10 protein-coding genes and 3 pseudogenes are annotated in these 16,170 nt (G+C 65.7%); 8 read left to right on the top strand and 5 right to left on the bottom strand.

What is annotated here, in order from left to right; genetic code table 11:
- Positions 1-13 precede the first annotated feature (13 nt).
- A complete protein-coding gene (gene galE, locus FUT88_RS09545) occupies positions 14-1,039 on the bottom strand; it encodes a UDP-glucose 4-epimerase GalE (protein ID WP_147214762.1) in 1,026 nt (341 codons plus the stop codon).
- A gap of 167 nt (positions 1,040-1,206) precedes the next feature.
- Positions 1,207-2,186: pseudogene (locus FUT88_RS09540) on the bottom strand (tyrosine-type recombinase/integrase).
- Positions 2,187-2,297: 111 nt separating this feature from the next.
- Here FUT88_RS09540 and FUT88_RS09535 point away from each other — a divergent pair.
- The 4 genes and pseudogenes from FUT88_RS09535 (at position 2,298) to otsA (ending at position 7,041) form a co-directional block, all read left to right on the top strand.
- Entirely contained in the window at positions 2,298-2,480 is a 183-nt protein-coding gene (locus FUT88_RS09535; RefSeq protein ID WP_261797085.1) for a hypothetical protein, read from the top strand.
- Positions 2,481-2,586: 106 nt separating this feature from the next.
- Positions 2,587-4,652: pseudogene (locus FUT88_RS09530) on the top strand (FAD-dependent oxidoreductase).
- A 161-nt stretch (positions 4,653-4,813) separates the two neighbouring features.
- Positions 4,814-5,614 carry a trehalose-phosphatase gene (otsB, locus tag FUT88_RS09525; RefSeq protein ID WP_147214761.1) on the top strand — a complete coding sequence of 267 codons (801 nt, stop codon included), beginning with the start codon at positions 4,814-4,816 and terminating at the stop codon, positions 5,612-5,614.
- The gene (gene otsA / locus FUT88_RS09520; RefSeq protein ID WP_027679069.1) at positions 5,611-7,041 is read left to right on the top strand and encodes an alpha,alpha-trehalose-phosphate synthase (UDP-forming); all 1,431 of its coding nucleotides are present in this window, start codon (positions 5,611-5,613) and stop codon (positions 7,039-7,041) included. Before otsB ends, otsA begins: the two co-directional genes overlap by 4 nt.
- A gap of 1 nt (position 7,042) precedes the next feature.
- Here the strand turns inward: otsA and FUT88_RS09515 are convergent, their stop codons facing one another.
- The 3 genes from FUT88_RS09515 to FUT88_RS09505 all read right to left on the bottom strand — a co-directional run bounded on the left by FUT88_RS09515 (position 7,043) and on the right by FUT88_RS09505 (position 9,340).
- Positions 7,043-7,819 carry a Mut7-C RNAse domain-containing protein gene (locus FUT88_RS09515; RefSeq protein WP_147214760.1) on the bottom strand — a complete coding sequence of 259 codons (777 nt, stop codon included), beginning with the start codon at positions 7,817-7,819 and terminating at the stop codon, positions 7,043-7,045.
- A 149-nt stretch (positions 7,820-7,968) separates the two neighbouring features.
- Positions 7,969-8,298, bottom strand: a complete 330-nt coding sequence (locus FUT88_RS09510) for a hypothetical protein (RefSeq protein ID WP_147214759.1) — start codon at positions 8,296-8,298, stop codon at positions 7,969-7,971.
- A gap of 97 nt (positions 8,299-8,395) precedes the next feature.
- Positions 8,396-9,340 carry a LysR family transcriptional regulator gene (locus tag FUT88_RS09505; RefSeq protein ID WP_147214758.1) on the bottom strand — a complete coding sequence of 315 codons (945 nt, stop codon included), beginning with the start codon at positions 9,338-9,340 and terminating at the stop codon, positions 8,396-8,398.
- 339 nt (positions 9,341-9,679) lie between these two features.
- Between FUT88_RS09505 and FUT88_RS09500 the strand changes: the two genes are divergently transcribed.
- The 4 genes and pseudogenes from FUT88_RS09500 to FUT88_RS09485 form a co-directional block, all read left to right on the top strand.
- Positions 9,680-10,771 carry an alpha/beta hydrolase gene (locus tag FUT88_RS09500; RefSeq protein WP_147214757.1) on the top strand — a complete coding sequence of 364 codons (1,092 nt, stop codon included), beginning with the start codon at positions 9,680-9,682 and terminating at the stop codon, positions 10,769-10,771.
- Between the two features lie 115 nt (positions 10,772-10,886).
- Positions 10,887-12,197, top strand: coding sequence for an efflux RND transporter periplasmic adaptor subunit (locus tag FUT88_RS09495; RefSeq protein WP_147214756.1), 1,311 nt, complete (start codon positions 10,887-10,889; stop codon positions 12,195-12,197).
- Positions 12,198-12,244: 47 nt separating this feature from the next.
- Complete coding sequence (locus FUT88_RS09490; RefSeq protein ID WP_147214755.1) at positions 12,245-15,451, top strand: efflux RND transporter permease subunit; 3,207 nt, start codon at positions 12,245-12,247, stop codon at positions 15,449-15,451.
- Positions 15,452-15,476: 25 nt separating this feature from the next.
- Positions 15,477-16,170 (top strand): annotated as a pseudogene (locus tag FUT88_RS09485) (TolC family protein); the annotation flags it as partial.

Genomic DNA, 16,170 nt, shown 5'->3' with positions numbered 1-16,170 from the left:
AGCCTTCAAGGATTCAGCCACGGCTTTGGAAACCGTCCGGATTCATGCTCTGCCAACGCCACGAGTCTTCACACATGCGCTCGATGCCGTATTGCGCGCGCCACCCGAGCAGTGACGCCGCCAGGGCCGGATCGGCATAGCACGCTGCAATGTCGCCAGGGCGGCGGTCCACGATCTGATAGGGCACCGGCTTGCCGCTGGCGCGCTTGTAGGCCTCCACGACTTCCAGCACCGAATACCCGCGGCCCGTGCCGAGGTTGACGGTAAAGCCGCGGTTGTCACGGCGCAGCGTGTCGAGCGCCGACAGGTGCCCGCGCGCCAGATCCACCACGTGGATGTAGTCGCGCACACCGGTACCGTCGGGCGTCGGCCAGTCGCCACCGTAAATCGAAAGCTTCTCGCGCTTGCCCACCGCCACCTGCGCCACATACGGCATCAGGTTGTTGGGAATGCCGCGCGGGTCCTCGCCGATCAGGCCGCTGTGGTGCGCGCCCACCGGATTGAAATAACGCAGATAGGCGATTTGCCAGGCCGCATTGGAAATCTCCAGATCGCGCAGCACCTGCTCGCCCATCACCTTGGTCTGGCCGTACGGGTTGGTGGCCGAGAGCGGAAACGATTCGGTGATCGGCACGGTATGCGGGTTGCCATACACCGTCGCCGAGGAGCTGAACACCAGCTGGCGCACATTCGCATGCGCCATGGCCGCGCACAGCGTCACCAGCCCGCCCATGTTGTTGTCGTAGTAGGCCAGCGGCTTCTGCACCGATTCGCCGACCGACTTGAGCGCCGCGAAGTGGATGACCGCAGAGATGCGCGAGCTGGCAAAGAGGTCGTCGAGCAGGCGGCGGTCACGTACGTCGCCTTGCACGAACTTGGGCGTCTTGGCGGTGATCTGCTCGATGCGCGACAGCACGGTCGAGCTGCTGTTGCAGAAGTTGTCGAGACCGATCACCTGGTAACCCGCATCCAGCAGTTCAACCCAGGTGTGCGAGGCGATGTAGCCGGTGGCGCCGGTCAGCAGAATCGTTTCTGTCATGGGGGTGCGAGGTATCGAGGAAGGAGAGAGCTAGCGTGCCGGTTTGAGCCCGGCATCGTCGTTCTACGCTGCGTCAACCTGCTCGGCAGCGCGCAAAACAGCGCGATCATAGCAAAGGCTGCCACCGGTTCGCGGGCTGTTTGGAGCCCAACCGCCCACAAAACGGCCTACGGCGGACCGTCGGGATGGGCGGCGGCCTGCCACTCAGCATAGGCCGCGCGCAGACGCCATGCCGAAGTCGCATCGCGCAGGCCCAGTGCGTATCCAACCTCAGCAGGGTTTGCGCCTGCGTCGAACAGCGCGGCCGTGTAGCCGTTACGCAGCGTCTGCGGCGAAAGCCGCTCGCTGCGGTGCAGCAACGCCGGCAGCGCGGCCAGCCAGGCCTCCACGCGCCGGTAGACCGACGCCGCATGCATGACGCGCCCGCCCGCATCGGCAACGAATACGCGCTCCCCCGGCACCTCGGCGTGTGCGCGCACCGCCAGCCAGGCAGCCAGCGCCGGACGCGCAGCTTCAAGCATGGGCGCCTTGTACGCCGGGCCGCGCGTGCGCTCTACGGTGATCGTCTCCAGCGCCTCATCCACTTGGCGGAGCAGCAGCGCTTGCACCTGCGCGACCTTCAGGCCCGCGCCATGGCAGACCGCGACGAGCGCCCGGTCGCGCGCCAGCTTGAAGGCGCTGCGTTGGCGGCGGCCTCGCTGGCCTGCGCGCCCACTTGCAGTGAGGCCTCGATCGCCGCACGCTCGGCGGCTGACAGGAACGTGGTCGGATCGTTCTCGCCCTCGGCCAGCTTCTGCTGGACAGCGGAGCTTGCCGGGTTGTGCGTGCCCGTGCGTTGTTGCTCGATCTGATGGAAGACGCGCTCGATCAAACGCGCGTAGCGGTAGCGATGCAGCTTGGTCAGGCCCGACTCGTCGAGAAAAGCGGCGATGTCGCCCGCGCTCCAGTCGGACAATGCGCGCTGGTGCGATTCGGCCCAGCGCAGCCATTTGCGCCACATCGCGCGATACACCGTCGCCGATGATTCACGATAGCCGCGCGCGGCCAGCCAATGTTCGAAGGCTTGCGCGGGCCGCTCGGCCCAGTCTTGCAGGCTGGGCTGAAACAGATCCGGAACGGGCGTGGCGGGCGGCGTGAATGCGGTCAATGCGGTAGCGGAAATGCTGAAAAACGAGCGTGGGCGGACCGGGAGTCTGGCAATTTCGCGTATCCTGCCGAGCGTAACACGCAGCTCCTGTATCCCATTGCGGACCCCATCGTGAAGAAAACCGACCTCGAAAAACTCAAGGGCCTGAAGATCGCCAACAACCTCAAGCGCGACAGCCAGCGCACCGGCAAGCCCGGCCAGGGCTCCGGCAAGGCGATTCCGCAGAACAAACTGCTGAAAGCGCTGCTGGGCAAGCCCGCAGAAGACGACACGAAAAAGTCGGGAAAATCCTGACGCGCAGTCCACACATCTAGAGCCCCGCCCTGTTGTTCCAACGGGCGCTTGGGTGCTACCGTCCGGCGCGTTTCCACATCATCGCAGCGCCTGCCCTGCGCCGGACATGCCCGCCTCCACGCCCTCCTCGTCCTACTCCTCCTCGCCGTACCCCCACCTGCTCCAGCCGCTCGACCTTGGCTTCACCACGCTCAAGAACCGCGTGCTGATGGGGTCGATGCACACCGGGCTGGAAGACGGCAACCACTTCGACCGGCTGGCCGCCTACTTTGCCGAGCGCGCACGCGGCGATGTCGGGTTGATGGTCACGGGCGGATTCGCGCCCAACATTGCCGGCTGGACCAAGCCTTTTGCCGGGCGCCTGGCCACACATGGCGCAGCGCGCCGCCACCGCACGGTCACCAACGCCGTGCATGAGGAAGGCGGCAAGATCGCTCTGCAGATCCTGCATACCGGCCGCTATGGCTATCACCCACTTGCGGTGGCACCCTCGGCGTTGCGCTCACCCATCAGCCCGTTCACACCGCGCGAGTTGTCCGCACGCGGTATCGAGCGGCAGATTCGCGCCTTCGTGCGCTGCGCGCAACTGGCCCGCGAAGCCGGCTACGACGGCGTCGAGATCATGGGTTCCGAGGGCTACTTCATCAACCAGTTTCTCGTCACGCACACCAACAAGCGCACGGACGACTGGGGCGGCAGCTATGTCAACCGCATGCGCCTGCCCGTGGAAATCGTCCAGCGCACGCGCGAGGCGGTCGGCAAGGATTTCATCATCATCTATCGCCTGTCGATGATTGACCTGATCCCGGACGGCAGCTCCTGGGAAGAAGTCGTGCAGCTCGCCAAGGCCGTGGAGCGCGCGGGGGCCACCATCATCAACACGGGCATCGGCTGGCACGAGGCACGCATCCCGACCATTGCGACGAGCGTGCCGCGTGCGGCGTTTGCGTGGGTGACGAAGAAGATGAAGGGCGAGGTCGGCATTCCGCTCGTGACGTCCAACCGCATCAACACGCCGGAGGTGGCCGAGGCCGTGCTGGCCGACGGATGCGCCGACATGGTTTCGATGGCGCGGCCGCTGCTGGCCGATGCCGACTTCGTACGCAAGGCCGCCACGAATCTCGCGCAGAACATCAACACCTGCATCGCCTGCAACCAGGCCTGCCTGGACCACGCGTTCAAGGCCAAGATTGCGAGTTGCCTCGTCAACCCACGCGCGTGTCACGAGACCGAACTCGTCATCCGCCCGACACCCGCCAAGCGCCGCTTTGCGGTGGTCGCGCCGGGCCTGCGGGGCTGTCGGCGGCGATCACGCTGGCCGAGCGTGGGCACGCCGTGGACTTGTTCGACGCAGCACCGGAACTCGGCGGCCAGTTGAACATGGCCAAGACGATCCCGGGCAAGGAAGAATTTCACGAGATGCTGCGCTACTTCACGCGCCGCGTCGAAGCCACGGGCGTGACGCTGCGCCTTGGTACGCGCGTGGATGCACAGCAACTGCTCGCGGCCAAATACGACGAGATCATCATCGCGACGGGTGTGTCGCCGCGCAACCCGAAGATCCCGGGGCAGGACCATCCGAGCGTGCTGTCGTACATCGATGTGCTGCGCCACCGCAAGCCGGTCGGCAAGCGCGTGGCGATTGTCGGTGCGGGCGGCATCGGCTTCGACGTGGCGGAATTCCTCGCGCTCGACGGCCATTCGCCCACGCTCGATCTGCAGACGTGGCGCGCTGAATGGGGCGTTGGAGACCCGACCGAAGTGCGCGGCGGCGTGGATGGCATCCGCCCCGAACCGCAAACACCCGCGCGCGAGATCATCCTGCTGCAGCGGCGCGCCGGCAAACTCGGCGGTGGCCTGGGCAAGACCACCGGCTGGATCCATCGCACAAGCCTGAAGAACCTGGGCGTGCGCATGGTCGGTGGCGTCAACTACGAAGGCATCGGCGACGAAGGCCTGCTGGTGAGCTACGGCGAAAAACGCGAAGCCGCCGAATGGTTGCCGGTCGATTCCATCGTGCTGTGTGCAGGGCAAGAACCGTTGCGCGAACTGGTGGAGCCGCTGCAGGCCGGTGGCGCAAAGGTGCACGTCATCGGCGGCGCTGACGAGGCGCTCGAACTGGACGCCAAACGCGCCATCGACCAGGGCACACGGCTGGCGGCATCACTGTGATGTCTTGGGCACGTGCGATATGAAGGTTTTGCATCACGTGCCCGTTTTTACAATCCTGCAGCCCCCTCTGACCCGCCGCGAATGCCGAAATGACAACGGCTGGCGCGGTCGGCCCGGTTCTTGCGTGAACAGGCGCATCAAGCACATTCACAAGAACCGGTTTGTCCAAGAACGTCTCTCCTCAGTCTTCTGCCAACGCGGCGCCGCTGCCCCCGCTCGACCTGGGGCAAACGGCCTTCCTGCTCGACTTTGACGGCACGCTGGTCGATATCGCGCCGCAACCCGATGCCGTGCATGTCTCCGCGCCGCTGCGTGAATCGCTGGCCGCGCTGCATGCCGCCAGCGGGGGCGCATTGGCGATCATCAGCGGCCGCACGGTGCACGACGTGGAGTCACGCCTGTCGCTGCCCGGCCTCGTTATCGCGGGTGTGCACGGCGCCGAACGCCGCTATGCAGACGGCGGCTTCGTCCGTCTGAGCACCGATGCCGACGCGCTCGCCCGGCTGGAGCGCGAGTTGCGCGCTGAACTCACGCAGTTGTCGACGCAGTTTTCCGGCGTGGTGCTGGAGAGCAAAGGCATTGCATTTGCCCTGCACTACCGCCACGCGCCCGAAGCTGAGAACGCTGTGCTGACGCTGGCTGATCGGCTGGCGCACCGCTATGCCGATCACGTGCGCCTGCAGGCCGGCAAGATGGTCGTCGAACTCAAGCCGCGCGGCGCCAGCAAGGGCGACGTGGTGCACACGCTGATGACCGAGCCGCCGTTCATGGGCCGCACGGTGCTGTTTGCCGGCGACGACCTGACCGATGAAAGCGCCTTCGATGCCGTCAACGCGCTGGATGGCTGGTCGATCAAAGTGGGCGCAGGCCCGAGCCAGGCGCGTTGGCGCGTGCAGGACGCGGCGGCATTGCGGGCCTGGCTGGCAACGCTCACGGCCCCGGCCAAGCGAGGTGCCGCATGAGCCGACTCATTGTGGTTTCCAACCGCGTTGCGCCCGTTGCCGAAGGCCAGGGAACGGCTGGCGGCCTGGCCGTCGGCGTGTTCGATGCGCTGCGCGAAACCGGCGGCATCTGGTTTGGCTGGAGTGGCGAAACCGCGACGACCGTTTCGCACGAACCCAACATCGTCACCAAGGGCAACATCACCTACGCCACCGTCGGCCTGAACCGCAAAGACTACGACCAGTACTACCGCGGCTTTGCCAACGCGACGCTGTGGCCGATCTTCCATTACCGCGTGGATCTGTCGCGCTACGAGCGCCAGGAGTACCACGGCTACCGGCGCGTCAACGCGCAGTTCGCGCATCAGCTCAAGGCGCTGGTGCAGCCCGACGACATTCTTTGGGTACACGACTATCACCTGATCCCGTTTGCTGCCGAGTGCCGCGCGCTGGGGCTCACCAACCGCATCGGGTTCTTCCTGCACATTCCGTTTCCGTCGCCCGAAATCCTGACGACGATTCCGCCGCATGAAGACCTCATGCGTGCGCTCTGTGCGTACGACCTCGTCGGCTTCCAGACCGAGACCGATCGCGTCGCCTTCTACGACTACATCGAGCGCGAGGCGCGCGGCTACATCGAACAGAAGGAACAGAACGGCCCCGTGCACGCCTATGGCCACACGCTGCGCGCCGAGGTGTACCCGATCGGCGTGCATCCGGACGAGATCGCCCAGCAGGCGAAGGCGTCGCTGGCGCGGCGCAATCCGTTCATGCGGCATGCGAGTGTGCGCGGCGAGCGCATCGCGCCCCAGGGGCAAGGCCAAGGCCAGCCACCCACGAAACTCATCATGAGCGTGGACCGGCTCGATTATTCGAAGGGCCTGCCGGAACGCTTCCGCGCATTCGAGCAATTGCTGGACGATTTTCCGGACCATCGCCGGCACGTGACCTTCATCCAGATCGCGCCCACGTCGCGCCAGGACGTGCAGAGCTATCAGCAGATCCGGCAACGGCTCGAAGCGGAGTCGGGCCGCATCAACGGCAAGCACTCGGAGCTGGACTGGACGCCCATCCGCTACATCAACAAGCAGTACGAACGGCGCGTGTTGATGGCGCTCTTCCGCAGCGCGCAGATCGGTTATGTCACGCCCCTGCGTGACGGCATGAACCTCGTCGCCAAGGAATACGTGGCCGCGCAAGACCCCGAAGACCCGGGCGTGCTGGTGCTGTCGCGCTTTGCCGGCGCGGCGCGCGAGCTGGATGCCGCGCTCATCGTCAACCCATATGACACGCGCGGCATGGCCGAAGCGCTGAACCGCGCATTGACGATGCCGCTGGAAGAACGCAAGGCGCGCTATGCCCACATGATGGATCGGCTGCGCGCGGCCAATCTCACCATCTGGCGCGAGCGTTTCGTGGCCGATCTGCGCAACGCGCCGTCGCAATAAGTCAGGCACCCGCGCTGCCGGTGCGCGGCATCCGCTCGGCGGCCTCCGCTGCATCGGGGGATGTGTCGGCCTCAGGCCATAGCATGTCGCTCAGCACGGCATTCATGCGCGCCCAGTGCGAACCAGGCCAATAGATCCGCCGGCACACATCGCATGTGCTGAAGAGCCGCTGGCGCTCGCGCACGCGGGGCGGCACGCTGGCGGACGCCTCTTCGGCGCTCAGCATGCGCAGCGGCACATTGCATTCGAGACAGCGTGAAAACGGCCTGGCCACGTCCGCCAGCCGGAGGCGCGTGACGATTTCGCGCATCTGCGCCTGCGGCTCGCGCGCACGGATGAATGCGCCACGGCGGATGCCACGTCGCTTGAGAAGCTCGCGGTCACGCGACAGCACGATCCAGTCTTCCTCGTGGGCGAGCGCTTCGATGGCCGCGTCGGCGTAATTGTTGTCGTAGGCGGTATCAAAGCCGGCCATGCGCAGCAGGCGCGCGGTGGCGCCCAGGTGCGCGTCGCACAGAAAGTGCAGCGGCGCCGCCGGCAACGAGGGCGCCACCGCGGCCACCGCAACATGGCCCTGGGCCGGGAGCATGGCCTCCAGCGCTATAGGCCGGCCATCTACCAGCACGCGCCCCACCTCGGTATGCGGCACGCCAAGCGCCTCGATGGCGTGCTTGAGCGTGGCGCCCTCTGCCCACGCGCGCGCCACGGGCTGCCCGCGCAATGCCAGGGGAAGAAGCGGCGTCAGGTTGGAATCGAACGTGAGGACGACGGTCTGCATGCCTGCCACGATACTCCCAACCCAACATGGGTGCCTTGGCACGTTGGCGCTACAAGGGTCTTGTCGGACGCCTGAACAATAAAAATGCGGCGTGACCGGTGAAGTCACGCCGCCAACGGGGAGGAGGAGAAATTCAGTCGCTGCGCGGTTTATGCGCGCGATGCAGTACCGCCGTTCGGATAACTTGCATCGCCATTCCACGACAGGTAGCCATACGTATCTGCCTGGCGATCTGCGCCTTGGCTGTACGGATCAAAGCGATCGTTCTTCCACGACAGGTAACCGTAGGTATCGGCCTGGCGATCGGCGCCCTGCGTGTACGGGTCGAAGCGGCCAGCCTGCGTTGCGGCCGGCGCATCGAAGTTGGGCTGGATGGAAGCCGTTGCGGGCTGCGACAGCAGCGCGGCGGAAGCCGACACGGTGGCCACCATGGCCAGGACAGCGCGGCGGGAGAAGGCGGAGAAGAGACGGGCGTTCATGATCTGTTCCTTGTTCGTTTGCGCTCGTTGTTGCGCTTGGAAGGCAGAATAGATCGTTGCTCCCGTCTGATAAATGCGACTTTGCAGAAATAACTGTTCAGGCGGCGCTAACAATCTGCAGCCGCGGATTTTCCTTGAGCTGCAGGCACGGATGGTCGGAAAACAGCGTCGCCACCCAGTCCACGAACACCCGCACCTTGGGCGACAGGTGCCGGTTGTGCGGATACACCACCGAGATGGGCAACGGCTCGGAGATATAGTCCGGCAGCACCTCCACCAGGGCGCCCGACACCAGGTGCTCGTACACCAGGAAGCGCGAGGTCTGCAGCAGCCCCAGGCCATGCAGCGCGCACGCCACTGCCGATTCGGCATCGTTGACCGACACCATGCTGCGCACCTTGTGGATCTGCTTCTGCCCGTCGATCACGAAATCCCAGTCCATGCGGCGGCCGTTGCGCGCAGAGAAGTAATTCACCGCCGTGTGGTCCTGCAGGTCTTCCAGCGTCTTGGGCGTGCCGCAGCGGGCCAGGTATTCCGGCGACGCGCAATTGACCATCGACAGCTGGCCGATGCGGCGCGCAACCAGGCTGGAATCCTGCAACTCGCCACCGCGCACGGCGCAATCCACGCCCTCCTGCACAAGGTCGACGGTGCGATCGCTCATGCCGATCTCCAGCTGAAGATCGGGGTACGCCGCATGAAAATCGCGAATGCGCGGCACGAGCAACCGTTTGCCAATCGACGCTGGAACATCGATGCGCAACGTGCCGCGCGCGCCCGACGCGCTCTGGGAGAAGGCAGCCTCGGTTTCTTCCAGATCGCCCAGCAGACGCACGCAGCGCTCGTAATACGCAGCGCCGTCGGCCGTGACATTCACACGGCGCGTGGTCCGGTGCAGCAGGCGCACGCCGAGATGCGCCTCAAGGCTTTGCACCAGGTTCGTCACCGTGGCGCGGGGTAACTGAAGGCTGTCGGCAGCCTTGGTGAAGCTGCTGGCTTCCACGACACGCGTGAAAACCTGCATGGCCTGCAAGCGATCCATCTGCGGCTCCTTAGGGACGGACTCCACGGGGCGGGCGCACTGCCCGATCAAAACGGGCAATGCGCCGGACCTGTGGAATCAAGGGGTCTGCTCATGCTCGAGAACACCCACGCATTCTGAGCATGGGGCGCGATCAGGAAGGCGGCGACTACGGGTTTTCGCAGTGCAACAAGATCGGCCTTGAGCTAGGACACTTTGTAGCACAACCGTAAATTTTGATTGTTCGGCTGCAACTAATAGTGATGTCTGATTATAGGCATTTATCCGCGTTCGTCTAATCACCATCATTCAGCCCATCGATATCCGGGTTATCCGCAAAGGTAAGCCCCGCCTGACATCATGGGTTCTTCTCCACCGCGCCTCGTTGTTTCGGATCGCTCGCTGACCAGCGATGCGGCATCGACCGCTGTTCGTCCAGCGCGACCGTACGCAACGCCCGCCCCCAAAAATGTTGCACTGAATAACAATTTGCGCGGCGCAGCATCGACGCTGCCTGAGCAAGCTTCTGCGTGCGAGGAAACGGCCCGCGCCGTGCCGCTGCCCCGCGCGGTCACGGCCGAAGATTATTGGACCCAGGGCTACGCCAGCCGCATCCGCCTGCGCGTGTTCCGCCCTGAAATGCACGCCGACGATGCCGCCGCACCGTTGCGCCGCCCCGGTGTGCTGTACCTGCATGGCGGTGGCTTCGTACGCGGCTCGATCGACGATGCTGACGCGCCGGCGCGCCACCTGGCCGCCACATTGCCGGCGGTGGTGGTCACGGTCGGCTATTCGCTGGCGCCGGCCGCGCCCTTTCCGGCCGCACCCGAAGATGTGTACGCCGCGCTGTGCTGCATGGCCGACCATGCCGACGCATGGGGTATTGACCGCCGCCGCATCGCGGTGGCCGGGCATGACGCCGGCGGCAACCTGTCTGCCGCACTGACGATGATTGCGCGCGACCGTGGCGGCCCGAACCTGCGTGCGCAAGTCCTGATCGCGCCGATGCTCGATCCGACCATGGCCCGCATGCGCCCCGACCACCTGGCCGACGCCGACAACTCGGCCGAAGTCTGCGCCGACTGCTATCGCCAGTACCTGCCCCGCCCGACCGAGCGCGTGCACCCCTATGCCGCCCCGGTGGAATCGCGCCGCCTGCAGGGCCTGCCCCCCGCCCTGCTGCTCACCGCGCCCCAAGACCTGCTGCGCACCGAAGCCGAGCGCTATGCCGCATGTCTCATTGAAGCGGGCGTGGCCACGCAGGTCGTGCGCGTGAACGAAGCCTGCCATGACTCGATTGCCATGAGCGCCGTGGCGCAAGACGAGATGACGTGCTTCCTGCGCTGGCACCTCGGCATGACGCGGCAGGCAGCAGCCCCCCGCAAACGCCGCCCACGTGCGGACCGGAAGGACCGCACCTCCATAGACCCGACCGGGGAGACGCCTGGCTGAACCCATACAACAAGAAACGGAGTGCGAGGCCGCCCGCGTATTTCTACGCTGCGGCCAACGCGCTTTTATCCAGTCTTTTTCTCTTTGCCTACCCAACAAAATCGAGAGAGTCATCATGAGCCTGTCCAAACGCACACTCGCCATTTCGGTTGCCGCCGTGCTCGGCGTTGCAGCTGTGGGCACCTACGGTCTGGTCTCCAGTGCCGGCGCTTCGCAGCAGCCGGCCGCCGCGCCTGCCGCCACGCCGGTGGATGTGGCGCCGGTGCTGGCCAAGAACGTTTCCGAATGGGATGAGTTTTCCGGCCGCATCGAAGCCGTTCAACGCGTTGAAGTCCGCCCGCTGGTGAGCGGCACCGTCACCGCCGTTCACTTCAAGGACGGCAGCATCGTCAAGAAGGGCGACGCGCTATTCACCATCGACCCGCGCCCCTACGCGGCTGAAGTGGCCCGCACACAAGCCGCGCTGACAGCCGCCAAATCGCGCGTGGCCTACACCACGTCGGAGCTGGACCGTGCGCAGAAGCTGGTGGCCGACAACGCCATCGCACGCCGCGAGTTCGAAGAGAAGGAAAACGCCGCACGCGAGGCCCAAGCCAACCTGCAAGGCGCCGCCGCCGCGCTGGAAGCCGCCAAGCTGAACCTGGAGTACACGCACATCGTGGCGCCGGTCTCGGGCCGCGTGTCGCGCGCGGAAATCACCGTCGGCAACGTCGTCTCTGCCGGTGGCGCTGCGCCGGTGCTGACCACGCTGGTGTCGGTCTCGCCGATGTACGTGGCGTTCGATGCGGATGAACAGAGCTACCTGCGTTACTCCGAAAAGGCCGCCCAGGGCGCCAAGACGCCGGTCTACATCGGGCTGGCCAATGAAGACGGCTACACGCGCGAAGGCGTGATCCAGTCCGTCGACAACCGGCTGGACGTGCGCTCGGGCACCATCCGCGTGCGCGCCACGCTCGACAACGCCGACGGCCGCCTCACGCCGGGCCTGTACGCCCGCGTGCGCATGAGCACCGGCGCGCCGCACGACGCCATTCTCATCACCGACAAGGCCATCGGCACGGACCAGGATAAGAAATTCGTCCTGGTGGTGGATGCGGCCAACAAGACGAGCTATCGCCCGGTGGTGCTTGGCGCCTCCATCGACGGCCTGCGCGTGGTCAAGTCGGGCCTGAAGGCCGGTGAGCGCATCGTCGTGAACGGCATCCAGCGCGTGCGCCCGGGCGACGCCGTGGCACCCAACACGGTGACCATGGATAGCCTCGTCACCAAGCGCGTGGTGTTGCCGGGTGCACAGCCGGACGCCCCTGCCGCACCCGCCGAAGCCAAAGCCGACACATCCGCTGCACCCGCCGCCAAGGCCGAAACCAAGCCCGCGAACGCCAAGACCGCAGCCAACGCACAACGCCTTCCGGCCGACCGCGCCTGATGGCCCCGATTGCGCTCAATCGCGACTGAACCTCATCGCTCACAGCCATGAACTTCTCTAAATTTTTCGTGGACCGCCCGATCTTTGCGGGCGTGCTTTCCACGCTGATCCTGCTGATCGGGATCATCTCGATCTGGCGATTGCCGATCTCGGAGTATCCCGAGGTCGTGCCGCCTTCGGTGGTGGTGCGCGCGCAGTTCCCGGGCGCCAACCCGAAGGTGATTGCCGAGACCGTCGCCTCGCCGCTCGAAGAACAGATCAACGGCGTCGAAAACATGCTGTACATGCAGTCGCAAGCCAACAGCGACGGCAACATGACCACGACGGTCACCTTCAAGCTGGGCACCGACCCTGACAAGGCACAGCAGCTCGTGCAGAACCGCGTGTCGCAGGCGCTGCCGCGTCTGCCCGACGTGGTGCAGCGCCTGGGCGTGACGACCATCAAGAGCAGCCCCGACCTGACGATGGTGGTGCACTTGCTGTCGCCCAACGACCGCTACGACATGACGTACCTGCGCAACTACGCGGTGCTGAACGTCAAGGACCGCCTTGCACGGATCAGCGGCGTGGGCCAGGTGCAGCTGTTCGGCTCGGGCGACTACTCGATGCGCGTGTGGCTCGACCCGAACAAGGTCGCCGAGCGCGGCCTGACGGCCAACGAAGTGGTCAAGGCCATCCGCGACCAGAACGTGCAGGTGGCGGCAGGCGTGATCGGCGGCTCGCCGTCGCTGCCGGGTACGGATCTGCAACTGTCCGTCAATGCACAGGGCCGCTTGAAGACCGAGCAGGAGTTCGGCGACATCATCCTGAAAAGCTCGCCCGATGGCGCCGTCACGTACCTGCGTGACGTGGCCCGCATCGAGCTGGCCGCGTCGGAGTACGGTCTGCGCTCGCTGCTGGACAACAAGCAGGCGGTGGCCATTCCGATCTTCCAGGCGCCGGGCTCCAACGCGCTGCAGATTTCGGATGACGTGCGCAAGACGATGGCCGAACTGAAGGAAGACTTTCCCGAAGGCGTCGACTACCGCATCGTCTATGACCCGACGCAGTTCGTCCGCTCCAGTATCGAAGCCGTCACGCACACGCTGCTGGAAGCGGTGGCGCTTGTGGTGCTCGTGGTGATCCTGTTCCTGCAGACGTGGCGTGCGTCGATCATTCCGCTGCTGGCGGTGCCGGTGTCGATCATCGGTACGTTCGGCCTGATGCTGATGTTCGGCTTCTCGATCAATGCGCTGTCGCTGTTCGGGCTGGTGCTGGCGATCGGGATCGTGGTGGACGATGCCATCGTGGTGGTGGAAAACGTCGAGCGGAACATCGCCGAAGGCTTATCGCCACGCGAGGCCACGTACAAGGCCATGCGCGAAGTGAGCGGCCCGATCATCGCCATTGCCCTGACGCTGATTGCCGTGTTCGTGCCGCTGGCCTTCATGACGGGCCTGACCGGTCAGTTCTACAAGCAGTTCGCGCTGACGATCTCCATCTCGACCGTCATCTCGGCCTTCAACTCGCTCACGCTGTCGCCGGCGCTGGCCGCCCTGCTGCTCAAGAGCCACGACGCGCCGAAGGATTGGCTGGCGCGCACGATGGACAAGGGCCTGGGCTGGATCTTCCGTCCGTTCAACCGCGTGTTTGGTGCGGCATCGGAGTCGTATGGCCGCAGCACCTCGCGTGTGATCGGCCGCAAGGCCGTGATGCTGGGCATCTACCTGGCGCTGATCGGTGCGACCGCGCTGCTGTTCAACAAGGTACCGGGCGGCTTCGTGCCGATGCAGGACAAGCAATACCTCGTGAGCTTCGCGCAGCTGCCGGACGGTGCCTCGCTTGACCGCACGGAAGACGTGATCCGCCGCATGTCCGACATCGCCCTCAAGCACCCCGGCGTGGAAAGCGCCGTGGCGTTCCCGGGCCTGTCGATCAACGGCTTCACCAACAGCCCGAGCGCCGGCATCGTGTTCGTCACGCTCAAGCCGTTTGACCAGCGCAAGAGCGCCAACCTGTCGGGCGGCGCCATCGCAGGGCAGCTGAACCAGCAGTACGGTGCGATCAAGGACGCCTTCATCGCGGTGTTCCCGCCGCCGCCGGTGCAGGGCCTCGGCACGGTGGGTGGCTTCAAGATGCAGATCGAAGACCGCGGTTCGGTCGGCTACGAACAGCTCTTTGCCGCCACGCAGGCCTTCATGGCCAAGGCACGCAAGACGCCTGAGCTGGGCCCGTCGTTCTCCAGCTACCAGATCAACGTGCCGCAGTTGAATGCCGACCTGGACCGCGTGAAGGCCAAGCAGCTTGGCGTGCCGGTCACGGACGTGTTCGACACCATGCAGGTGTATCTGGGCTCGCTGTACGTGAACGACTTCAACCGCTTCGGCCGCACGTATCAGGTGAAGGTGCAGGCAGACGCGCCGTTCCGCGCCCATGCAGAAGACATCCTGCAGCTGAAGACGCGCAACACCGCAGGCGAGATGGTGCCGCTGTCATCGCTGCTACGTGTGTCGCAAGGCTTCGGGCCGGACATGGTCGTGCGCTACAACGGCTACACCGCTGCCGACATCAACGGTGGCCCGGCCCCGGGCTTCTCGTCGGGCCAGGCGCAGGCGGCCGTGGAGCGCATCGCGCATGAAACGCTGCCCAAGGGCGTGCGCTTCGAGTGGACGGACCTGACGTATCAGCAGATCCTGGCGGGCAATTCGGCCGTGTGGATTTTCCCGATCTGCGTGCTGCTGGTGTTCCTGGTGCTGGCTGCGCAGTATGAAAGCCTGACGCTGCCGCTGGCCGTGATCCTGATCGTGCCGATGAGCCTGTTCGCCGCCATGCTGGGCGTGTGGGTCTCGCATGGAGACAACAACATCTTCACGCAGATCGGTCTGGTGGTGCTGGTGGGGCTGGCGTGTAAGAACGCCATCCTGATCGTGGAGTTTGCGCGCGAGCTGGAGCTGCAAGGGCGCACCATCGTGGAAGCCGCCATCGAGGCCTGCCGCCTGCGTCTGCGCCCGATCCTGATGACGTCGATCGCTTTCATCATGGGCGTGGTGCCCCTGGTGGTGTCGACCGGCGCCGGCGCGGAAATGCGTCATGCCATGGGCGTGGCCGTGTTCGCGGGGATGCTGGGTGTGACGCTGTTCGGCCTGTTCCTCACGCCGGTGTTCTACGTGCTGCTGCGCACGCTGGCGGCACGCCGCGGCCAGCGCTCGGAAGACGCACCCGATCGTGATCTGGACCTGGACGGCGCGCTGCCCGTGCCATCGACCCAGCACTAAGGTCAACACTCATCAAGACATCGTTATGAACGCGTCGACACAACAACAAACAGGTCCGGCCATGCGCGCGGGCCGCTGGACTCCGCTGGCGCTGGCCGCCGCGCTGTTCCTCGCGGCCTGCTCGCTCGCCCCGACCTACGAGAAGCCGGACGTTGGCACGCCCAACGCCTTCAAGGAAGCAGCGCAGCCAGCGCAGGCGACCGATGCACCGCTGGCGGCAAACGAGCAAGGCAAGTGGAAGACCGCCGAGCCCGCCCTGCCCGCCGACGGCGCGTGGTGGAAGATCTTCAACGACCCGACGCTCGACAAGCTCGAAGCGCAGGCCGCTGAAGCCAGCCCCACGCTGGCCGCCGCCGCCGCCCGCGTGACGCAGGCGCGCGCCTTCGTGCAGGCCAACCGTGCATCGCTGTTCCCGGAACTGGACGTGGGCTTCGGCCCGACGCGCCAGCGGGCGTCGCGGCATCGGCCGGCTTGCCGGTCGCGCGCCCGTGCAGCCGCAGACGTACTGGCGCGCGCAGTCCACCGTGGCGTATGAGGTCGACCTGTTCGGCCGCGTGCGCAACAACATCGATGCCGCCCGGTGCCGACCGCCGAGCGCGTCGAAGCGCTGTACCGTGCCGCACGGCTGACCTTGCAGGCCGACGTGGCGCAGCGTACTTCGAGCCTGCGCACGCTGGATGCGGAAGAGGCGTGCTGTCCCGCACGCTGGTCGGCCGTGA

This window comes from Ralstonia sp. TCR112 (assembly GCF_007997035.1).
GTDB classification, from domain to species: domain Bacteria; phylum Pseudomonadota; class Gammaproteobacteria; order Burkholderiales; family Burkholderiaceae; genus Ralstonia; species Ralstonia edaphi.
This window is presented reverse-complemented; position numbering and strand designations above follow the sequence as displayed.